The 19,850-nt window shown below is 66.5% G+C and carries 20 protein-coding genes and 1 tRNA gene; 8 read left to right on the top strand and 13 right to left on the bottom strand.

Features of this window, described 5'->3' with window-relative positions:
• Positions 1 to 3 precede the first annotated feature (3 nt).
• Positions 4 to 2,046, top strand: a complete 2,043-nt coding sequence (gene brxL, locus DID99_RS19380) for a protease Lon-related BREX system protein BrxL (protein ID WP_124667306.1) — start codon at positions 4 to 6, stop codon at positions 2,044 to 2,046.
• Positions 2,047 to 2,338: 292 nt separating this feature from the next.
• Here brxL and DID99_RS19375 read toward each other — a convergent pair whose 3' ends face one another.
• The 6 genes from DID99_RS19375 to DID99_RS19350 form a co-directional block, all read right to left on the bottom strand.
• Positions 2,339 to 3,550, bottom strand: a complete 1,212-nt coding sequence (locus DID99_RS19375; protein ID WP_124667305.1) for a phage integrase central domain-containing protein — start codon at positions 3,548 to 3,550, stop codon at positions 2,339 to 2,341.
• A gap of 175 nt (positions 3,551 to 3,725) precedes the next feature.
• Positions 3,726 to 3,801 (bottom strand) — tRNA-Ala (locus DID99_RS19370).
• A gap of 65 nt (positions 3,802 to 3,866) precedes the next feature.
• Positions 3,867 to 4,226, bottom strand: coding sequence for a c-type cytochrome (locus DID99_RS19365; protein ID WP_124667304.1), 360 nt, complete (start codon positions 4,224 to 4,226; stop codon positions 3,867 to 3,869).
• Positions 4,223 to 5,020 (bottom strand): BON domain-containing protein, encoded by a 798-nt coding sequence (locus tag DID99_RS19360; protein ID WP_124571395.1) that lies wholly within the window; start codon positions 5,018 to 5,020, stop codon positions 4,223 to 4,225. The genes DID99_RS19365 and DID99_RS19360 overlap by 4 nt, the downstream gene beginning before the upstream one ends.
• 17 nt (positions 5,021 to 5,037) lie before the next feature.
• On the bottom strand, positions 5,038 to 5,622 hold the full coding sequence (locus tag DID99_RS19355; protein WP_124520491.1) for an SIS domain-containing protein: 585 nt from the start codon (positions 5,620 to 5,622) through the stop codon (positions 5,038 to 5,040).
• A 127-nt stretch (positions 5,623 to 5,749) separates the two neighbouring features.
• The gene (locus tag DID99_RS19350; RefSeq protein ID WP_124486891.1) at positions 5,750 to 6,178 is read right to left on the bottom strand and encodes a YraN family protein; all 429 of its coding nucleotides are present in this window, start codon (positions 6,176 to 6,178) and stop codon (positions 5,750 to 5,752) included.
• A 46-nt stretch (positions 6,179 to 6,224) separates the two neighbouring features.
• On the opposite strand from DID99_RS19350, the gene rsmI reads away from it, so the two are divergent.
• Entirely contained in the window at positions 6,225 to 7,103 is an 879-nt protein-coding gene (rsmI, locus tag DID99_RS19345; RefSeq protein WP_124520490.1) for a 16S rRNA (cytidine(1402)-2'-O)-methyltransferase, read from the top strand.
• 95 nt (positions 7,104 to 7,198) lie between these two features.
• On the opposite strand, the gene DID99_RS19340 is transcribed toward rsmI, so the two are convergent.
• Positions 7,199 to 7,810 carry a septal ring lytic transglycosylase RlpA family protein gene (locus DID99_RS19340; RefSeq protein ID WP_124486878.1) on the bottom strand — a complete coding sequence of 204 codons (612 nt, stop codon included), beginning with the start codon at positions 7,808 to 7,810 and terminating at the stop codon, positions 7,199 to 7,201.
• A 662-nt stretch (positions 7,811 to 8,472) separates the two neighbouring features.
• On the opposite strand from DID99_RS19340, the gene DID99_RS19335 reads away from it, so the two are divergent.
• The 3 genes from DID99_RS19335 (at position 8,473) to DID99_RS19325 (ending at position 10,323) form a co-directional block, all read left to right on the top strand.
• Complete coding sequence (locus DID99_RS19335) at positions 8,473 to 9,117, top strand: MBL fold metallo-hydrolase (protein WP_044846354.1); 645 nt, start codon at positions 8,473 to 8,475, stop codon at positions 9,115 to 9,117.
• Positions 9,114 to 9,773, top strand: a complete 660-nt coding sequence (locus DID99_RS19330) for an exonuclease (RefSeq protein WP_044846355.1) — start codon at positions 9,114 to 9,116, stop codon at positions 9,771 to 9,773. The genes DID99_RS19335 and DID99_RS19330 overlap by 4 nt, the downstream gene beginning before the upstream one ends.
• A 79-nt stretch (positions 9,774 to 9,852) precedes the next feature.
• Complete coding sequence (locus DID99_RS19325) at positions 9,853 to 10,323, top strand: Lrp/AsnC family transcriptional regulator (protein ID WP_006477376.1); 471 nt, start codon at positions 9,853 to 9,855, stop codon at positions 10,321 to 10,323.
• 27 nt (positions 10,324 to 10,350) lie between these two features.
• Here DID99_RS19325 and DID99_RS19320 read toward each other — a convergent pair whose 3' ends face one another.
• The 4 genes from DID99_RS19320 to DID99_RS19305 all read right to left on the bottom strand — a co-directional run bounded on the left by DID99_RS19320 (position 10,351) and on the right by DID99_RS19305 (position 13,307).
• Positions 10,351 to 11,508, bottom strand: coding sequence for a cation diffusion facilitator family transporter (locus DID99_RS19320; RefSeq protein WP_044846356.1), 1,158 nt, complete (start codon positions 11,506 to 11,508; stop codon positions 10,351 to 10,353).
• Between the two features lie 238 nt (positions 11,509 to 11,746).
• Positions 11,747 to 12,040 (bottom strand): H-NS family nucleoid-associated regulatory protein, encoded by a 294-nt coding sequence (locus tag DID99_RS19315; RefSeq protein WP_096508184.1) that lies wholly within the window; start codon positions 12,038 to 12,040, stop codon positions 11,747 to 11,749.
• Positions 12,041 to 12,393: 353 nt separating this feature from the next.
• Positions 12,394 to 13,053, bottom strand: a complete 660-nt coding sequence (locus tag DID99_RS19310) for a HugZ family protein (protein WP_044846358.1) — start codon at positions 13,051 to 13,053, stop codon at positions 12,394 to 12,396.
• Positions 13,050 to 13,307 (bottom strand): hypothetical protein, encoded by a 258-nt coding sequence (locus DID99_RS19305; protein WP_124520487.1) that lies wholly within the window; start codon positions 13,305 to 13,307, stop codon positions 13,050 to 13,052. Before DID99_RS19305 ends, DID99_RS19310 begins: the two co-directional genes overlap by 4 nt.
• Positions 13,308 to 13,327: 20 nt before the next feature.
• Here DID99_RS19305 and DID99_RS19300 point away from each other — a divergent pair, with 20 nt between their 5' ends.
• Positions 13,328 to 14,542: an MFS transporter gene (locus DID99_RS19300; protein ID WP_124667303.1), complete on the top strand. Its 1,215-nt coding sequence runs from the start codon at positions 13,328 to 13,330 to the stop codon at positions 14,540 to 14,542.
• 83 nt (positions 14,543 to 14,625) lie between these two features.
• On the opposite strand, the gene DID99_RS19295 is transcribed toward DID99_RS19300, so the two are convergent.
• The gene (locus tag DID99_RS19295; protein ID WP_044846361.1) at positions 14,626 to 15,768 is read right to left on the bottom strand and encodes a branched-chain amino acid ABC transporter substrate-binding protein; all 1,143 of its coding nucleotides are present in this window, start codon (positions 15,766 to 15,768) and stop codon (positions 14,626 to 14,628) included.
• 439 nt (positions 15,769 to 16,207) lie between these two features.
• Complete coding sequence (locus DID99_RS19290; protein WP_124571391.1) at positions 16,208 to 17,287, bottom strand: nitronate monooxygenase family protein; 1,080 nt, start codon at positions 17,285 to 17,287, stop codon at positions 16,208 to 16,210.
• Positions 17,288 to 17,557: 270 nt separating this feature from the next.
• Here DID99_RS19290 and DID99_RS19285 point away from each other — a divergent pair, with 270 nt between their 5' ends.
• Positions 17,558 to 18,250: a dienelactone hydrolase family protein gene (locus DID99_RS19285; protein ID WP_124520484.1), complete on the top strand. Its 693-nt coding sequence runs from the start codon at positions 17,558 to 17,560 to the stop codon at positions 18,248 to 18,250.
• Positions 18,251 to 18,331: 81 nt separating this feature from the next.
• Positions 18,332 to 19,810, top strand: a complete 1,479-nt coding sequence (locus DID99_RS19280; protein WP_124667315.1) for an amidase — start codon at positions 18,332 to 18,334, stop codon at positions 19,808 to 19,810.
• Positions 19,811 to 19,850: the final 40 nt, after the last annotated feature.

Below are 19,850 nucleotides of genomic sequence, written 5' to 3'. Positions count from 1 at the left end.
GCCATGAGCAACGGAGCGACCGCGGCGCGAGACGCGCTTGACGACAAAGTCAACCGCCTGTTTGCCGGTAAGGTTGTGCGCAAGGACCTCGTCCGAAAGGTGAAGGTCGGCGCCAACGTGCCGGTCTTCGTCCTCGAGTTCCTCCTCGGAAAGTACTGCGCCTCGAGCGATGAGATCGCAATTCAAATGGGCCTACAGGTGGTCAACGATACACTGGCCAACAACTACATCCGCTCGGATGAGTCGATGCGGGCGCAGGCCATGGTGAAGGACCGTGGTCGCCACACGTTCATCGACAAAGTGAAGGTACGCCTGGTGGATTCGGATTACTGGGCCGATGTCACGAACTTCGGCCACAGGAACGTGCATATCCCCGAGCACTACGTGCGAGATTACGAGCGCCTTGTAATGGGAGGTGTCTGGGCGCAGTTGGACATGCGCTTCGAATACGACGAGGAATCGCGCGGAAAGAACCCCTTCTGGATCGACAAGTTGACTCCGATCCAGATCGCGACCTTCGACCTCGAGGAGTACCGGCGTGTCCGGAGTGAGTTCACGACCGATGAGTGGCTCGACCTCATAATGCGCAGCATGGGCTATGAATCCAGCGAGATGTCGAGACGCCTCAAGCTGCTATTCCTCGTGCGTCTCATCCCGCTTGCGGAGCGCAACTACAACCTTGTTGAGCTCGGGCCCCGCGGCACCGGCAAGAGCTACGTCGTGCAGGAGGTTTCACCGTACTCGGCACTGCTCACCGGGGGAACCACGGTGGCAAACCTGTTTGGCCACATGTCTGGGCGGCAGAAGGGCATGGTGCAGATATGGGACGTCGTCGGATTCGACGAAGTGGCCGATTTGCAGAAGATGCCGAAGGAAGTCATCACAACGATGAAGACCTATTGTGAATCCGGCACTTTCCAGCGCGGCCAGGAGGCGGTATCCGGCGACGCTAGCATCGCAATGTTCGGTAACACCAATCAGCCAGTGGACGTAATGGTGCAAACAGGCCATCTGTTCGCCCCTATGCCGGACATCATCCGCGACGACATGGCGTTCATCGACCGCTTGCACTTCTATCTCCCGGGCTGGGAGATTCCGAAGATGCGGAATGATCTCTTCACGAACCATTATGGCTTCGTCGTTGATTACCTCGCCGAGGCGCTCCGCGAGATGCGGAAGCACAACTTCACAGAGATCATCGACCGGCATTTCTCTCTTGGCGCTCACCTCAACGCCCGCGACCGGAAGGCCGTCCGCAAGACCGTCTCGGGCCTGATGAAGATCCTGTATCCGCATGGTGAGGTGACACGGGACGAGCTCGGGGAAATCCTCGAGCTTGCCCTTGAGGGGCGGCGACGCGTAAAGGAACAGCTCAAGAAGATGGGCGCCTTCGAGTATTACCACACGTCCTTCAGCTACACGCTGCAGGAAAGCGGAGAGGAACGGTTCGTCGGCGTACCCGAGCAGGGCGGACGTGACCTGATCTCAACCGACCCGCTGCCGCCTGGCACCGCATACAGCGCTGGTGTGACCTCAGATGGAACCGTCGGCCTGTACCGTGTTGAGGTATCGATGTCAAATGGCACCGGCAAGCTGAGGCTGGCCGGGGGTGTTGCGGGCGCTATGAAGGAGTCGGTGCAACGCGCCTTCAGCTTTCTGCAGGCGAAGAAATCGGAACTCGGTATAGCTCGCGACTTCGACGTCGCCGACTTCCATGTTGAAGTCATCGACCTATTGGCGAACCGGGTCGAGGCCGAGCTGGGGGTGGCGTTCTTTGTCGCGTGCTACTCCGCACTGCGTAAGGCCCCTGTCAATCCGGCCCTCCTTATCCTGGGCGATATGAGTGTACAAGGGAACATCAAGCCGCTGCGTTCACTCACCGAACCGCTCCAGGTTGCCAAGGATAACGGCGCGAAGCGCGCGTTGATTCCTATCGAGAACAAGCGGAACTTCCTAGACGTCAGCGCCGATATCATGGAACACGTTGACCCGATCTTCTATGGCGATCCGAAGACTGCAGCACTGAAGGTGCTCGGCGGCCCCTGACCACGAACGAAGTTGAAGGGATCACAAAGCATGTCGGCTTCTACGTGGCGCCTTGCTTGGAGGTCCAGCAAGCCCCTTCCAGCGCCACCGATCCACCTGCGCAATTCACGCGCTGTGCCCAATCAGCCGCGTTGGTTTGGAACCCCATGGCTGCTTCCGTTAGGAATCGACCGGCATTGCAATCAATTGCACGGCGGTGCGCTTACCGCGGCGAGACGTGTCCCCGCAAACACAAAACTACCGGCGACCATTCTGAGCCCCTTCGATCGACAGTGGGCCACACGCGGCGCAATTAACCTTGCGTGGGCAGAGAAATCACTTGAGCCCCTTGCTTTATTTGGTCCAGGTAATCTGCCCACTTCTGCATCATTTTCCGACGTTCGTTGAGGAACTTCGTCCGGTTGTAGGCGGTGCCAAGGTTGTCCGGTACGCGGTGTGCCAACTGGTGCTCAATCACCTCCGGCTTGATGGTCAGTTCCTCGTGCAAGATAGTGCGTGCCATTGCCCGAAAGCCGTGGCCCGTGATTTCAGTTTTGGTGTCGTACCCCATACGTCGCAGCGCCGCGTTAATCGCCGCCCCACTCATCGGCTTGTGGGGATCACGCCCGGGAAAGACGTGTTGCCGCCGCCCCGTCAGGGCACATAGCTCGCGCAGGATGGCTACCGCCTGGGTGGGAAGCGGGACGAGGTGTTCCGTCTTGGTCTTCGTCACAAGGTAGCGCCACTCGGCTTTGTCGAGGTTAAACCCCGACCATTCCGCCAAGCGCAATTCACCGGGCCGGACAAACAGCATCGGGGCCAACATCAAGGCACACCTGACGATGAAGGTGCCCTGGAACCCGTCGATCGCACGTAGCAACTCGCCAACCTGAATGGGATCAGTGATGGCGGCATAGTGCTCGTGCTTGAGTGGCGGGAGCGCGCCTCGGAGGTCGCCGGAAGGATCGCGTTGCGCCCGGCCCGTCGCCACGGCATAACGGAATACTTGCCCGCAGTTTTGCAGTGCCCGGTGGGCCGTATCATGTGCGCCGCGCTCCTCGATGCGGCGCACCACTGTCAACAACTCGGGCGCGGCAATGTCGGCAATGGGGCGTCCACCAAGCCAGGGGAAGACGTCCCTTTCCAGCCGCTGAATAATCTTGTCGGCGTGGCTGGCGGCCCAAGCGGGTGCGTATTTGGCGAACCACTCGCGGGCGATCACTTCGAACGAGTTGGCAGCCCGCTCCAGGTTCGCCGCCTTTTTCGCCTTCTTTGCTTCCCCGGGATCCACGCCGTTTGCCAAGAGCTTCTTGGCGGCATCCCGCCGCTCCCGCGCATCTTTCAATCCGATGTCCGGGTAAACGCCCAAGGAGATGCGCTTTTCCTTTCCGCCGAAGCGGTACTTCAAGCGCCACCACTTGCCGCCCGCGGTAGAGATTTCCAGATACAGGCCGCCACCGTCGAACAGGCGGATTGGTTTCTCGCCGGGCTTCGCCTTCCGGATCTCTGCATCGGTAAGGGGCATGTCACGCCTCCTGGGGGCAAGTGCTTGCGGGGGCAGGCGAGTTATCCCCAACGTTGCCCCCACTCGCCGGCGGATTCAAACGGTCTCTAATGGATATTATAGGCAAGAAAAAACCCCGCGAGCCTTACTGGCTGCGGGGTTTGCGGATACATCCGGATTCGTCTAGATAATCTATTGGTGGAGCGGAGGAGGATCGAACTCCCGACCTTCGCATTGCGAACGCGACGCTCTCCCAGCTGAGCTACCGCCCCAACAGACAACCATCATACACATGCATTTCCGCGCTTGGCAATAGGGGTTCCGTCACCCCGACGCGTCACTTCGACGGCGCGCCGGCCAGCACCCATTCGACCACGGAGCGCAGATCCACGTCGCTCATGCGCGGGTGTGCCGGCATCGGAATCGCGCCCCACACGCCGGAGCCGCCGTCCTTCACCTTCTTCGACAGCTTCGCGACGGCCTGCGGATCGGACTTGTAGCGCGCGGCGATGTCCTTGAACGACGGACCGACGAGCTTGCGGTCCACTGCGTGGCAGCCCATGCAGGCATTGCCGCGCGCGACCTTCAGGCCGTCGCCGACGTCCGCATGCGCCGTGCCGAGCGCGCCGGCCGCGAACGCGGCCGCCGCGGCGCCCTGCACCATCCATTGCTTCAACTTCATCTGCGTCGACTTCATTGCGGCGTGGCCTTCGGGTTACCCGGATGCACGCTCGACGAATTCGAGATCGGCGCCGGCGGTTGCAGCGGCGTGGACTGGACCGACGCATCGGGCACGGCACCGACCGTCGCGGCATCCGCGGGCGCGGCGGCGGGCTGCGCGCCGGATGCCCCGCTCGGCGACGTGGCCTGCAATGCCTGCGCATCCTGCGGCTGGATGTACTGGAACACCTTCACGACCTTCTCGACGCCCGGCACCTGGCTCGCCGCATCCGCGCCGCGATTGCCTTCGTCGACCGTCACGAGGCCCATCAGATAGATGTTGCCGCGCTCGCTGACGACCTTGTAGTAGTTCGCCGACAGCCCCTTCGTCGCGATGAACTCGGACTTCACGCGTCCTTCGAGATACGAGTCGTTCGCGCGCGACGACAGCGACGATGCCGGCTCGACCGACAGCTCGTTGACGATGCCGTTCACGTTGTTGATGCCGCGCACGATTTCCTCGGCGCGCTGCTTCGATGCGTCGTTCGGCACTTCGCCCGTCAGCAGCACGCGGCGGTTGAACACCGTCACGTTCACGTGCGACTGGTCCGGCAGCCCGTTGTTGATCTGCGTGAGCGACTTGACCTGGATCTCGCGATCCTCGGTCTGCGCGCCGAGCGTGCGGCGATCGGTCGCGATCAGCGCGCCGCCGCCGGCCGCCGCACCCAGCACGCCGAGCACGCAACCCTGCAGCGACATCGCGAGGCCCGCCGTCAGCGCGGCGAGCAACGTGGTTCTGACGAGCGTCTGTTTGACGCGGCTTTGGTTCATCGACGGCTCTCCTTCGTTCAATCCTCACCCAGCAGCATCGCGTCGATGCCGTCGCACAGGCAGTGGATGGTCAGCAGATGGACTTCATGGACGCGCGCCGCGCGCGAGGCGGGCACGCTGATCGGAATATCGGTATCGGACAGCGCGGCCGCGACGGCTTGGCCGTCGCCACCCGTCAGCGCGACGACGGTCATCTCGCGCTCGTGCGCCTCGTCGATCGCGGCCAGCACGCGCGGCGACGCGCCGCTCGCGTCGAGCACCAGCAGGATGTCGCCGGTCTGCCCGAGCACGCGCACCTGCTGCGCGAACAGCTGGTCGACGGCGGATGCCCCCATGAGGCCGCCCTGCGACGCATCGGTGGCCAGCGCGATCGCGGGCAGGCCCGGACGCTCGCGCTCGAAGCCGCCGACGAGCGACACGGCGAGGTAGTGCGCGGCGGCAGCCGACGGGCCGTCGCCGCACGCGACGATCTTGTTGCCGTTCGCCAGCGCGGCGAACATCGCATCGACCGCGGCTGCGATCGGCAGCGACAGCGCGTCGGCCGCTTCGGCGTGTAGCGCGGCGCTGTCACGGAAATGTTGCTGAATACGTTCGACTGACATCGATTCCTGGTGAACTGGGCGCGTGGGCACACCGCGCGCAACGTCATGGGTGCGGCGAGTTTACCGCACTCCGGCACCCTCTCCGGGGGTATGACGAGAACTCTTTACATCTCGTCACAGCTCGCGGCTACGCATCGTCGGCACGAAATGCATCGCGCAGCCACTCGAGCCGGCCGGCCTCGAACGCGACGACGTCGAAACGGCACGCGGCACCCGCGCCATGCCGTACCCAGAAATGAAGCGCGGCCGCGACCAGACGCCGCCGCTTGCGCCAGCCGATGCTCGCGGCCGCGCCGCCGTGCCGCGTGCTGCGCCGCGCGCGCACCTCGACGAACACGAGCGTGCCGTCGGGCGTGCGCATCACGAGGTCGAGTTCGCCGCCGCGCATCGTCACGTTCGCCGCGACGAACGCGAGACCGCGGCGCTCCAGGAACTGCCGCGCGCGCTGCTCGAACGTCGCGCCAACCGACCTGGATCGCGTCGTGCCGGAAAAATTGCCGCCGCCGCGCGGCAAACCGCGCTCGCCGCCCGGCGCGGCAGGCGCCGCGTGGCACAATGCCGTCCTTGTTCCGCTTGCGCCGCGATTGCGCGCATTGCCTGCCATGACTGCCCTCCTCGAACTCGCGCAAACACAGCACTACCCGGACGCCGCGCTCTACGTGGTCGCGACGCCGATCGGCAACACCGCCGACATCACGCTGCGCGCGCTGCACGTGCTCGGCCTCGCCGACCGCATCGCGGCCGAAGACACCCGCAACACGGGCCAGCTGCTGGCCCGCTACGGGATCTCGAAGCCGCTCGTCGCCGTGCACGAGCACAACGAACGCGAAGCCGCGCTGCGCGTGATCGAGCTGCTGCGCGCCGGCGAACGCGTCGCGTACGTGTCGGACGCCGGCACGCCCGGCATTTCGGACCCGGGCGCGCGGCTCGTCGACGCCGTGCGCGCGGCCGGCTTCGCGGTGATTCCGCTGCCGGGCGCGAGCGCGGCCGTGACCGCGCTGAGCGTGGCGGGCGACTGGGCCGGCACGTTCACGTTCGCGGGCTTCCTGCCGCCGAAGGCGAAGCAGCGTGCGAGCGCGCTGCAGGCGCTCGTGCGGCACCCGTACGCGCTGGTCTTCTACGAAGCGCCGCACCGGATCGCGGACACCGTCGCCGCCCTCGCCGACGTGTTCGGCCCCGCGCGCCGGCTGCTGATTGCGCGCGAGCTCACCAAGCTACACGAGCAGCTGTTCCAGGGCACCCTGGCCGAAGGACAGAGCTGGCTCGACGGCGATGCGAACCGGCAGCGCGGCGAGTTCGTGCTGGTCGTGGAAGGCGCGCCGGCCGACGGCGGCGAAGCCGACGACACCGCGCACGACGCGCTGCTCAAGCTGCTGCTGGAAGAAGTGCCGGTGAAGAGCGCGGCGAAGCTCGCGGCCGCGTTGACGGGCGCGTCGCGCAACGCGCTGTATGCGCGCGCGCTGGTGCTGAAGGAAGGCTGACGCGCGAGCACGGACGGCCTCCGCCGCCCGGCACGCGGAAATGCAAAAGGGCTGCCCGAAGGCAGCCCTTTTGCGTAGGCGGACGAACCGCCGCGTTACCTCGCCGAGACCGACGCCAACATTTCGTCGCGTGCCTCGCGCGCTTCCTGCGGCGACAGCCCTTCGATCTTCACGCGGCCCGTGCCGGCGTGCACGAGGCCGATCATCCGGGCAGCGGCATACGACAGGTCGAGCACGCGGCCGCGCTTGTACGGCCCGCGATCGTTGACCTTCACGACGACCCACTTGCCGGTCGACGCGTTCGTCACCCTGATGTACGACGACAGCGGCAGCGTACGATGCGCGGCGGTCAGCGCGTTCATGTTGAAGCGCTCGCCGTTCGCGGTGCGGCGGCCGTGGAAATCCCGGCCATACCACGATGCCCGGCCCGTCTGGCGGAACTCGGACACATCCTTGCCGTCGATCGGCTCGGCATCCGCCAGCGACGACTTCTTCGCGTCCTTGCTGTCGGCAGCCGGCATCGATGCCAGCGCGGAATCGAAATTCAGTTGCTGCTTGTCGTCATCCGCTTTCGCGGCCGCGGCCGTCTTGTTGACCGCGTTCTTCTGGTTGGCGCTGCCGGTGGTCTGGCTGGATGGCACCGCACAGCCCGTCAGCGCAAAAAATAAAGCAATGGTCCCGAATCGAGTCGGAAATCGAAAATTCATCGACGTGTCGCCTTCTGGTTCGGGCCGCACCAGTACAACGCTGCTGAACAACGCAGATACGCGGCCCGGACGGCAAATGCGTGCACGCCCCGCTCGGCTACGCGAGCAGGCGGCTAGCATGGGCGCGGCTTTCGTCTCTGCCGCAACCGTCCTGATTAGTTTTCACGTCTGGCGCAACCTGTCCCCGGCAGCCTGACCAGACCCCACATGCCGCCATCGAACATGGCTTTCAGGTTCGCGCGCGTCGCGTACAGCCAACGCACAGGAACGGCGGCACAGGCCTCATCCGGCGGCGCGGCAGCAGGGCCGCAGACGGGCGCGCAGCACCCGGCCGGACAAGACGTGAGCACCGAATGCTCGGTGCTGGATACACCGCCGGACTCCCCGGCGGTCGATGCTTGACGGTGAATCCGACACCCCGTTTAACGGGGTCGAAACACCAGCGAATTGCGTGAAATTCACGCGCAATGGGGCGCATTATACATAAACCAAAAGCCTGTCTCGAAAAGGCCCCCGTCCGGACCATTGATTCTCGCTATGGCTGTAACAATCGGGATGCTCCGGGATTGCCCGCACGAGCGGCGTCCGACACCGCACCGCAGGGCCGGCATGCCGCGCGCGCGACCGGTACAATCGCTCCTTTTAGCCGCCGCGGTGCCTCCATGAAAGTCACGCTCATTCCGGTCACGCCGTTCCAGCAGAACTGCTCGCTGCTCGTCTGCGAAAAGACCGGCCGCGCCGCCGTCGTCGATCCGGGCGGCGATCTCGAACGGATCGAACAGGAGATCGCGCGGCAGAACGTGCAGGTCGAGAAGGTGCTGCTCACGCACGGCCACGTCGATCACTGCGCGGGCGCGAAGGCACTCGCGACGCACTACGGCGTGCCGATCGTGGGACCGCAGGAAGACGAGCGCTTCTGGATCGAGCAACTACCGATGCAGAGCCAGCGCTTCGGCTTCCCGGCCGCCGAAACGTTCGAGCCGGACCACTGGCTGAACGACGGCGACACCGTGCAGTTCGGCGACGAGACGCTCGAGGTCTATCACTGCCCCGGCCACACGCCCGGCCACGTCGTGTTCTTCAGCCGCGCGCATCGCGTCGCGATCGTCGGCGACGTGCTGTTCGCCGGCTCGATCGGCCGCACCGATTTCCCGCGCGGCAACCACGCGGACCTCGTGCGCTCGATCAAGGAGAAGCTGTGGCCGCTGGGCGACGACGTCACGTTCGTGCCGGGCCACGGCCCGGTGTCGACCTTCGGCGACGAGCGCCGCACGAATCCGTTCGTGTCCGACAAGGTGTTCGGATGAACCAGACCGCCATCCCCGAAATCTACGTCAGCACCGACGTCGAGGCCGACGGGCCGATTCCCGGCCCGCACTCGATGCTGAGCTTCGCGTCGGCCGCCTATACGGAGGACAAGCAGCTGATCGCGACGTTCTCCGCGAACCTCGAGACGCTGCCCGGCGCGCAGGCCCATCCGGTGCAGGAAGCGTGGTGGAAGACGGAGCCGCAAGCGTGGGCCGCGTGTCGGCGCGACCTGCAGGCGCCGGCGGCCGCGCTCGTCGCGTACGTCGAATGGGTCGAGGCGCTGCCCGGCAAGCCGGTGTTCGTCGCGATGCCGGCCGGCTTCGATTTCACGTTCATGTTCTGGTACATGATGCACTTCGCCGGACGCTGCCCGTTCTCGTGGTCGGCGCTCGACATCAAGACGCTCGCGTTCGCGATGACGGGCCTGCCGTACCGCAAGGCGATCAAGCCGCGCTTTCCGAAGCACTGGTTCGACGATCATCCGCACACGCACGTCGCGCTCGACGACGCGATCGAGCAAGGCGCGCTGTTCTGCAACATGCTCGCCGACCTGCGCCGCCAGCAAGCCGCGCTCGCGGGCCTCGCGGTGGCCGACACCGACCGGTCGGAACAGGCGGGAGCGGGACAAAACCCAACGGATCCGCGGGCAAATTAGCGAATCTCGCTCAACGGCGCGCCGCCAGATTGCCTTTCCTTTCCCGGGCCTCTAACATTCAGCGTGTTGTAGCTGCCGCATGGAGGCGCAGGTGACGCTCGATTCCTTTTCGCAAAAAATCCTTCGCCTGTTGCAGCTCGACGCGCGCCGTTCCGTGCAGGAAATCTCCGACCAGGTCGGCCTGTCGAGTACGCCGTGCTGGCGCCGCATCAAGGACATGGAACAGTCCGGCGTGATCCAGCGCTACACCGCGCTGCTCGATCGCGAGAAGCTCGGCCTGCACGTCTGTGCGCTCGCGCACGTGCACCTGACCCGCCACAACGAAGGCGGCGTCGAACAGTTCGAGCGCGAGATCGCGACCTGCCCGGAAGTCACCGAGTGCTACAGCACGACGGGCGAAGCCGATTACATCCTCAAGATCGTCGCCCCCGACATCAAGGCCTACGACGTCTTCCTGCACGAACGGATCTTCAAGATCCCGGCCGTGTCGCAGGTGCGCACGAGCGTCGTGCTGCGCGAAATCAAGTTCGACACGCAACTGCCGCTGTAACGCGCGGCCCGCGGTCGCGGGCGCCGCTCACGCCTGCGCCGGCAGCCCGCGCGTGAAGCCGATCCGGCGCGCGCCGAACTGGCGCTTCAGCGCGTCGACATCGAGCCGGCCGGCCAGCGCCGCGTCGGTATCGCCCGCGCCTGCGTCGAGCGTCACGTCGATCTCGAGCCCCGTACTCAGGTAGTGCAGGTTGATCGCGGCCGGATGCAGCCCGCGCTGCGCGAGCGCGGCCTCGAGCCGCGCCGCGATCTCGGCGCGCGGCGGCAGCGCGAGCGCCGGACGGCGCGCCACATCGTTCTCGGGGTCGACGTGGATCAGCGCGTCGAGCACGCGCGGGTCGCGCAGCACGCGCGCTCGTGCGGTTTCCGCGATGTAATGCCCTTCGGAGACGGAGATCATCGGATCGACGAGGATGTGCGCGTCGACGAGCGCCGCATCGCCCATCTTGCGCGTGCGCAGGTCGTGCACGTCGCGCACGCCCGGCGTCGCGGCGAGCAGCGCGCGGATCTCGGCCGTGTCGGTAGTGTCGAGTGCGCGATCCGACAGGTCCTGCAGCGCGTCATAGCCGAACGTCCAGCCCATGCGCGCGACCATGAAGCCGACGATCGCGGCGGCGATCGGGTCGAGCAGCCGCACGCCGGCGAGACTGCCGACGATGCCGATCGCGACGACGAGCGACGATGCGGCGTCCGAGCGCGCATGCCATGCGTTCGCGACGAGCATCGCCGAACGCACGCGCCGCGCCTCGCGCAGCATGTAGCGGAACAGCGCCTCTTTCGACACGAGCACCGTGAGCGCGACGATCAGCGCGGAAAAATGGACGGCCGGGATGTTTTCGAGATTCACGAGACGGTTGCCGGCGCGCCAGAGCATGCCGATGCCGACCGCGATCAGGATCGCGCCGAGAAACAGCGACGCGACGGTCTCGTAGCGGCTGTGTCCGTAATTGTGATCGGCATCCGGCGATGCGCCGCTATGGCGATTCGCAACCAGTACGACAAAATCCGAGATCAAATCGGAAATCGAATGGATACCATCGGCAATCAATGCCTGCGAATGCGCAACCACGCCGACGACGATCTGAAACGTCGCAAGCACCACATTCAGCACGATACTGACGAGGGTGCTCTTGCGCGCGACCGCGTGCTTATCTGCGCTTTGTGCGTCGTCGGAAAACGTGGACATGAAATACGAGATATCGGTTGGGACACGTAATTCTACCAAACGACCCTCGCGGGGCATTCCGATAACCCCAAATTCTCCATTTAAATCAACCGCTTATGCGAACGGGTCGCATTTTCATTCACGCGCCGTTTCTGACATTTTCATGACAGAACGCATACATTCCGATCCCACGATACAAAAAAGCCGCGCTCCTGCACGGATACGCGGCTCTTTTCGAGGCAATGATTTAAACAGTCGTTTAAATCGAGAACTGTTCGCGGTCCTTGCCGGCGATCCAGCGCGGCGGCTTGCCACGGCCCGACCACGTCGCGCCCGTTTCCGGATCGCGGTACTTCGCTGCCACGCCTGCGCGCGGACGACCGACCTTGCCTGCCTTCGCGCGGCTGAGGCCGAGTTCGGCGAGCGAAAAGCCGTAGTCGGCAATTTTCTGCTTCACGTCATTCAGCACTTCGGCGTATTCGCGCGACTTCGCTTCTTCGATTTGCTTCTCCAGCTTCTCCCGCTGGGCCAGCAGGTCCTTGTAAGAAGACATAGTTTCCCTTTCGATATGACCAATGGCGCCGATCTGCTGCCGGCTCACCATTCATGAAATATTTGTGCCTCGGATTTTGAAGGCAGAGATTAGCACAAAAAAGATTTGATAGAAGCAGGATTCACGAAAATCCCGAGACCAATTGTAATTCACGCATGTCATTTTGACCGGCCACGGCCTTTTCTCAAATTTTTACGCGCTTGCATAGAGATTAGGACATTACCGATCCGGAAATAGGTCTATCAACATACGCAATTACCCGCATTCGGAAAAATCAAAGCTTTCATCCGGCGACATGTTTGCGAAAATCGTACGGCGCGTGACGCTAAACAGACAAAGCTGAATCCGCGGCCTCACGTCACATCCCGCGCGCAGGCCATCAACCGCTCGCGCAGTGCGCCGGCATCGCCGGGCACCGGGTCGAACGGCGTGCGCACCCGGCGGCCGTCGCAGCGCCAGTCGGCGCCGTGACGGTCGACGCCGAGCAGGTCGAGCCCGGCGCGGCGCGCAGCGCTCGAGTCGTATGCGTCCCACAGCGCCCGTTCGTCGTCGAACCCGAGCGGCGGCAGCGCATCGAGGCCGGTGCCGTCCACCCAGCCCATCCGGCCGAATCCGCCGATATAGCGCAGCCGCTCGATCTCGAGCGCCCAGAACGTGAAATCGCCGAGCGCGAGATAGCGCGCGGCGTCGGGTTCGTAGCGCAGGTAGCGCGCGGCGACATGCGGCGCGTCGCCGAGCGGCACGAAGCGGCCGAGCAGCGTCGCGCGCTCGGCGTTCAGCACGTCGCCGTCCGGCGCGTCGACGACCAGAAAGCCCGCGCGCGGATCGGCGGCGAGGTTGCGTGTGTGCTCGGCGAGGCCGCTCACGAGAATCACGGGCCGATGATCCGCATCGGGTGCGAACGGCACGACCGTCGGATAGGGAAAGCCCTGCGGGTCGCGCGCGTGGGTCGCGAGCGTGCCGAGCGCGCAGCGATGCAGCAGGTGCAGGGCAAGGACGGGATCGATGTTCACGGTGACTCCTGCGATCGGAAGGCCTGGTGGCAAGGGTGGCGAAGGCGGGCCGCGCCGGAACGCGTCGGGCACGCCGCCTGCGCATCGATGTTACCCGCGGCGGCGGCTTGCCGGGCATCGGCCGAATGGCCGACGCGCCGCGTGAAGGCGAAGTGCGCGCCGATCACGACCGGCGGCACGGCCAGCGCGCCGGCAAGACCGTAAACGGTTCGATAGAATCGGACGAATCCGACGGGCGCGACGCGCCCGCGCATCGTCCATTCAAGAGCGTTCCGTGTCCGAATCCTCCTCCCGATCCTCGTCCGACTTTTCCGCGCCGCCCGACGCGCATCGCGTGCTGGCGTTGCCCGTCCGCCAGCGCGCACGCACGGCCACGATGGCGCTGTTCTTCGTCGCCGGCATGATGTACGCGTCGTGGGGCGTGCACGTGCCGACCGTGCGCGACAAGTTCGCGTTGAGCCCGGGGCTGCTGTCGATCGCGCTGTTCGCGGTCGCGGGCGGCTCGATCGCCGCGATGCTAACGATCGCGCGCTGGATCGCGCGCGTCGGCTCGCGCACCGCGTGCCTCGCGGGCGGGCTCGTGATGTCCGCCTGCGCGGCGCTGATCCTCGTGGTCCCCGATTACTGGATGCTGCTCGTCGTGCTCGCGCTGTTCGGCTTCTCGATGGCGACGCTCGACGTCGCGATGAATGCCGAGGCGAGCGCGGTCGAGATCGCGCTCGGCAAGCCGATCATGTCGTCGCTGCACGGGATGTTCAGCATCGGCGGGATGTCGGGGGCGGCGGCCGGCGGCGCGCTGCTGTCGGCCGGCATGGCGCCGGCCGTGCATCTCGCGCTCGCGTCGGCCGTCAGCGCCGCGGTGCTGCTCGCCGCGAGCCCGGCCGTGCTGCCGCACGTGCCGCATCACGAACACGCGCACGGCGGCGGCAATCGCTGGCGCTCGCCCGCGCTGTGGATGCTCGGCGGCATCGCGCTGATCGCACTGATCGCCGAAGGCGCGATGTACGACTGGGCGACCGTCTACATGCGCGACGTCGTCGCGGCGAGCCCCGCGCTCGCGAGCGCCGCGTATGCGGCGTTCTCCGGCGGGATGGCGGTCGCGCGTTTCGCCGGCGACGCGGTGCGCGCGCGCTTCGGCGCGCCGCAGCTGGTGTTCGCGAGCGCGTCGCTCGCGTGCGCAGGGATGATCGGCGCACTGCTGCTGCCGAACCCGATCGCCGTGCTGACGGGCTTCACGCTGATGGGCCTCGGCCTCGCGAACATGATGCCCGTGCTGTTCGCCGCCGCCGCGCGCGTGAAAGGCATCCACGCGGCCGAAGGCCTCGCGCACGTGGCCGGGCTCGCGTATTTCGGACTGCTGTTCGGTCCGGTCGTGATCGGCGCGGTCGCGCAGACGGCGAACCTGACCATCGGGCTGGCGGTCGTCGCGCTGTGCGCGGCGCTCGTCGCCGCGGTCGCGCCGAAGGTCCTCGCACACCTGAAGATCTGACCGCGCGGCGGGCGCGCCAAAAAGAAAGCGCGCCTGCGTTGCCGCAGGCGCGCTTTCACCCCTTCTGTCGACCGCTGTTCAGCTTACATCTTCACTTCGTCGAGCAGCGTCTTCTTGCCGCTCTTGTAGTTGTACAGCGAGATCACGCCGTGCTGCAGGTCGCCCTTCGAGTCGAAGGTCGTCGTGCCGATCACGCCCGAGTAGTTCGTCGCCGGCATCGCAGCGAGAATCTTCGCCGGATCCGTCGAGTTCGAGCGCTTCATCGCATCGACGATGATGTACACGGCGTCGTACGTGAACGGTGCGTAGATCTGGATCGGCTGGCCGAAGCGCTTCTCGTACTTCGCCTTGAACGCCGCGCCGCCCGCCATCTTCTCGAGCGAAGCACCGGCTTCCGAGCACACGACGTTGTCGGTCGCGTCGCCGGCCAGGTCGGCCAGCTTCTCCGTGCACACGCCGTCGCCCGCGAGGATCTTCGCGCGCAGGCCGAGCTGCTTCGCCTGTTTCGCGAACGGGCCGCCGGTGGCGTCCATGCCGCCGTACATGATCGCGTCCGGGTTCTCGCCCTTGATCTTGGTCAGAATCGCGCGGAAGTCGACCGCCTTGTCGTTGGTCGCGTCGTGCGACATCACCTTCAGGCCGAGCGCCTTCGCCTTCTTCTCGAACTCGTTCGCGAGACCCTGGCCGTAGGCGGTCGAATCGTCGACCACCGCGACGCTCTTGATGCCCTTCGAGTGCGCGTAGTTCGCGAGTGCCGGGCCTTGCTGCGCATCGGTCGCCACCACGCGATACGTGGTCTTGAAGCCTTGCTGCGTGTACGCCGGGTTGGTCGCCGACGGCGAGATCTGCACGATGCCCGAATCGCTGTAGATCTTCGAGGCCGGGATCGACGTGCCCGAGTTCAGGTGGCCGACCACCGCGACGACCTTGTCGTCGACGAGCTTCTGCGCAACCTGCGTGGCCTGGCGCGGGTCGGCCGCGTCATCCTGCGCGTCGAGTTGCAGCGTGATTTTCTGGCCGCCGATCGTGAGACCCTTGGCGTTGATCTCCTCGACTGCGAGACGTGCACCGTTTTCGTTGTCCTTGCCCAGGTGTGCAATACCGCCCGTCAAGGGCGCGACGTGGCCGATCTTGACGACTTGATCGGCGGCCGCGTTGCTTGCCGCTGCAACGCACAGCATCGCCGCTGCGGTGATAGGCAACAGCTTTTGCATCTTGATATTCATGTAAGTCTCCAGTTTCGGTCCCAATAAACGCCATCGCCCGGTGCCCCGCTGCCATCCCTGTGTTTGCATTCACTGGACGATTCGCCGGTTGCATCGTTCATGCACTTGGCCTCAAGCACGTGGGAAGCAACCGCTTTTAGCAGCCGCCCGCCCGTACTTGCGCGCAAGTGTAGGTGATCAAATTAATTTGTGGGACTTTTTTGGGGTAGTGGTAACACTACCGATACGGGCGCTTTGGAATGACTGCTCGAATGTCGCCGCAAGCCCCGCCGGATAAGGGTTTCCGCTAGTTCCACGCGGCCTGGCGAAAGGTTGATTTAAAGCATTCCCGTGTCATTTCGATTCGGTATTTTGTGCGCGGGATCGTTGAATGAAACGCGCGTGACAACGCGCGCGTTTCGTGTGCCGACGCGAGCCGCTCCGGCGGCCGTCGAATCGTTTACGCAGGCACCGCGCGCCATTCGGCGTCGAGCGCGTCGACGAGCTGCGACGTCGTCAGCGCGGCGTCGCGCCGCCTGGCAAGCGGCGCGCCCTGCCCGGCCCACAGCGACAGGTAGTCGCCGTCATTCGCGCGCGCGGCGGCCTGGCGCAGCGGCTGGGTCAGCGCGTTCTGCACCGGATACGGCGCGGCATCGGCCACGCGTTCGCCGAGCCGCATCATCAGCGCATTGCGCAAGCCACGCGCATGGCGGCCGGTGATCGCGCGCGTGACCTGCGTCGACGTATCGGCGCTCGCGAGCAGCCGCGCCTTCCAGTCCGCCGCGATCGCGCTTTCCGCACACGTCAGGAACGCGGTGCCGAGCTGCGCGCCCTGCGCGCCGAGCGCGAGCGCGGCGGCGATCCCGCGGCCGTCCATGATGCCGCCCGCGGCGAGCACGGGCAGCCCGGTCGCATCGACGAGCTGCGGCACCAGCGCGAGCGTGCCGATCAGCGCATCGTCGGCCGGGCCGATGAAGGTACCGCGATGGCCGCCGGCTTCGGCGCCCTGCGCGGACAGCGCGTCGGCGCCGGCCGCCCGCCACGCGAGCCCTTCGGCGACGTGCGTCGCGGTGCCGATCACGTAAGTGCCGGCGGCCTTCAGGCGCGCGACGTCCGCAGCGTCGAGCACGCCGAACGTGAAACTCGCGACCGGCACGCGCAGCGCGACGAGCGCGTCGAGCTGCGCGCGGAAGTCGGGCGCGTAACGCGCGGGCGTGCTGCCCGGCGGCAGCCCGAGCGTCGCGTTCAACGGATCGATCGCGGCGAGCGCGCGAGCGACGGTCGCCGCGTCGGGCGCGGCGTCGGGCAACACGAACAGGTTCACGGCGAACGGACGCGAAGTCGCCGCGCGAATCGCGGTGACTTCGGTCGCGAGACGGTCCGGCTCGAACGCGCCGGCGCCGAGACTGCCGAGCGCGCCGGCGTTGGACGCGCCCGCGACCATCGCGGCCGTGGTCGCGCCGACCATCGGCGCCTGCACGAGCGGCAGGCGCAGGCCGAAGCGTTCGGAAAACGGGGTGGAAAATGCACGGGCTGGCATGGCGAATCCTTCGGGGGCGATGCGCGAAAGCGCTTTGTAAAGGCCGACACGTCGACTCTATCGAAGCCGCACGCCGCCGAAAAATGAATAATCGAGATCGAAACGATCGCTGCGCGAGAAGCGGGTTCGGCACGCGGGTTCGAGCCGCGCATACCCGGCCGGCGCGCCGCTTGCGCGCGCTGCAGCGTCCGGGGATTGGTGGCACACTGGGCCGCCTCCATTTCCATCCGCGGCGCGCATGTCGCGCGCCCGTTCGCCAGGAGTTCAAACGTGACAGCCCAATGGATCGACATCCCGACCGGTAACGACAGCTTCGGCGGCTATCTCGCGCTGCCCAAGCGCGGCAAGGGCCCCGCCGTCATCATCATCCAGGAAATCTTCGGCGTGAACGCGCACATTCGCGCGGTCGCCGACCAGTACGCGGCCGACGGCTTCGTCGCGCTCGCGCCGGACGTGTTCTGGCGCACGCAGCCGCGCGTCGAACTGACCTACGAAGGCGCCGATCGCGACAAGGGCATCGAGCTGATGAAGAAGACCGACGTGGGCCTCGCGGTCGCGGACATCGGCGCGGCCGCCGACGCGTTGCGCGCGCGCCCCGAAGTCGCCGGCAAGGTCGCCGCGATCGGCTACTGCTTCGGCGGCCAGCTCGCGTACCGCGCGGCCGCGGCCGGCAAGGTCGATGCGGCGGTCGCCTACTACGGCGGCGGCATCCAGAATGCGCTCGACCTCGCCGGCAAGATCACGCAGCCGATCCTGTTCCACTACGCGGAGAACGACCACGCGATCCCGCTCGCCGCCGTCGAGCAGGTGAAGGCCGCGTTCGCGGGCCGCCACAACGCGTCGTTCCACCTGTACCCGGGCGCCGAGCACGGCTTCAACTGCACCGACCGCGCGTCGTACAACCAGCGCGCCGCGGCGCTCGCGCACGGCCGCACGCTGACGTTCCTCGCCGAACACCTGTAAAGGCCGTCGGCGGCGGGTCCGGCGCGCCGGGCCCGCGTTATCCTCCTTTCATCGCCACGAGTCACAACGGGGGTGACCGCGATGCACTCGGACTATCTCGCGCATGACGCGATCGGCCTCGCCACGCTCGTGCGCGAACGCAAGGCGAGCCCGCGCGAACTGCTCGACGCCGCGATCGGCCAGGCCGAGGCGGTGAACGGCGCGATCAACGCGATCGTGCTGCAGGACTACGACGCCGCGCGCAAGGGGGCCGAGCAGGCCGGCGACACCGGCACCGACGCGCCGTTCGCGGGCGTCCCGTATCTCGTCAAGGATCTGGGCGCGGCGGTCGCCGGGCTGCCGCTGTCGATGGGCAGCCGGCACTACCGCTACTTCGCCCCCGCCGACGATTCGCCGCTGATCGCGCGCAGCCGCGCGGCCGGGCTCAACGTGTTCGGCAAGACCAACACGTCGGAAATCGGCCAGATGCCGTACACCGAACCCGAGCTGTTCGGCGCGTGCCGCAATCCGTGGGACATCGATCACACGCCCGGCGGCTCGAGCGGCGGCGCGGCCGCGGCCGTCGCGGCCGGCATCGTGCCGCTCGCGCATGCGTCCGACGGCGGCGGCTCGATCCGGATCCCCGCGTCGTGCTGCGGGCTGTTCGGCCTGAAGCCGAGCCGCAATCCGGTGCTGGTCGACCTGCCTTCGAACGGCGAGCTGGTCGTCCAGCATGCGGTGTCGCGCAGCGTGCGCGACAGTGCGCTGCTGCTCGACGTGACGACCGGCCAGACGCTGCCGCCCGGCGCGCCCGGCACCTTTCTGGGCGCGCTCGACGCGCCGCCCGGCCCGCTTCGGATCGGCCTCGTCGTCGACCCGATGCTCGCGCCGGCGCTCGCTGGCGACACACGCGCGGCGCTCGACGACGCGGCCGCGCTGGTCGAATCGCTCGGCCATCACGTCGAACCGGCGACGCTGAACATCGACTACGCGCGCGCGGCCGAAACCTTTCTCACGCTGTGGGCGACGATCGCCGAGGAGCTGGTGCTGGGGGCGCGCGCGCTGACCGGACGCACGCCGAAGCGCGCGGAGTTCGAGCCGGCGACGTGGGCGATGGCCGTCGTCGGCAGGCGCGTCGCCCGCGCGCGCCTGCCGGACGTGCTCGAATGGCAGCGCCAGCTCACCGTGCAGGTCGCGGGCCTCGTGTCGCGCTACGACGCGATCCTGTGCGCGACGCTCGCGGGGCCGCCGGTCAAGATCGGCGAGCTGCAGCCGACGCCGCTCGAAGCCGCGCAGATGAAGCTGCTCGGCGCGCTGCCGGTGAAACCGCTGCTGCGCGAGATGCTCGCGAAGGCGTCGGAGAAGGCGTTCGCGTGGGCCGGCTGCACCGAGCTGTTCAACCTGACGGGGCAGCCGGCGATGTCGGTGCCGCTCTGGTGGAACGCGCGCGGGCTGCCGATCGGCGTGCAGTTCGTCGCGCGCCACGCCGACGATGCGTTGCTGCTGAAACTCGCGCGCCAGCTCGAACAGGCGCGGCCGTGGTTCGACCGGCGCCCGCCGCTGATGCAGGCGCAGCGTTGACGCCGGCGCGGCGGGCGGACCGGCCGACCGGCAGCGAAAA

The sequence above is a fragment of the Burkholderia sp. Bp8986 genome (assembly GCF_003854225.1).
Classification (GTDB): Bacteria; Pseudomonadota; Gammaproteobacteria; order Burkholderiales; family Burkholderiaceae; genus Burkholderia.
This window is presented reverse-complemented; position numbering and strand designations above follow the sequence as displayed.

Coding starts and splice junctions, on each gene's coding strand:
- DID99_RS19365 (WP_124667304.1), bottom strand. CDS start 4,226: ATGAAGTCGACGCAGATGAAGTTGAAGCAATGGATGGTGCAGGGCGCC.
- DID99_RS19360 (WP_124571395.1), bottom strand. CDS start 5,020: ATGAACCAAAGCCGCGTCAAACAGACGCTCGTCAGAACCACGTTGCTC.
- DID99_RS19290 (WP_124571391.1), bottom strand. CDS start 17,287: ATGCCAGCCCGTGCATTTTCCACCCCGTTTTCCGAACGCTTCGGCCTG.
- DID99_RS19340 (WP_124486878.1), bottom strand. CDS start 7,810: ATGAATTTTCGATTTCCGACTCGATTCGGGACCATTGCTTTATTTTTT.
- DID99_RS19280 (WP_124667315.1), top strand. CDS start 18,332: ATGCACTCGGACTATCTCGCGCATGACGCGATCGGCCTCGCCACGCTC.
- DID99_RS19335 (WP_044846354.1), top strand. CDS start 8,473: ATGAAAGTCACGCTCATTCCGGTCACGCCGTTCCAGCAGAACTGCTCG.
- DID99_RS19305 (WP_124520487.1), bottom strand. CDS start 13,307: ATGCGCGGGCGCGTCGCGCCCGTCGGATTCGTCCGATTCTATCGAACC.
- DID99_RS19295 (WP_044846361.1), bottom strand. CDS start 15,768: ATGAATATCAAGATGCAAAAGCTGTTGCCTATCACCGCAGCGGCGATG.
- brxL (WP_124667306.1), top strand. CDS start 4: ATGAGCAACGGAGCGACCGCGGCGCGAGACGCGCTTGACGACAAAGTC.
- DID99_RS19320 (WP_044846356.1), bottom strand. CDS start 11,508: ATGTCCACGTTTTCCGACGACGCACAAAGCGCAGATAAGCACGCGGTC.
- DID99_RS19375 (WP_124667305.1), bottom strand. CDS start 3,550: ATGCCCCTTACCGATGCAGAGATCCGGAAGGCGAAGCCCGGCGAGAAA.
- DID99_RS19330 (WP_044846355.1), top strand. CDS start 9,114: ATGAACCAGACCGCCATCCCCGAAATCTACGTCAGCACCGACGTCGAG.
- DID99_RS19325 (WP_006477376.1), top strand. CDS start 9,853: ATGGAGGCGCAGGTGACGCTCGATTCCTTTTCGCAAAAAATCCTTCGC.
- DID99_RS19315 (WP_096508184.1), bottom strand. CDS start 12,040: ATGTCTTCTTACAAGGACCTGCTGGCCCAGCGGGAGAAGCTGGAGAAG.
- DID99_RS19355 (WP_124520491.1), bottom strand. CDS start 5,622: ATGTCAGTCGAACGTATTCAGCAACATTTCCGTGACAGCGCCGCGCTA.
- rsmI (WP_124520490.1), top strand. CDS start 6,225: ATGACTGCCCTCCTCGAACTCGCGCAAACACAGCACTACCCGGACGCC.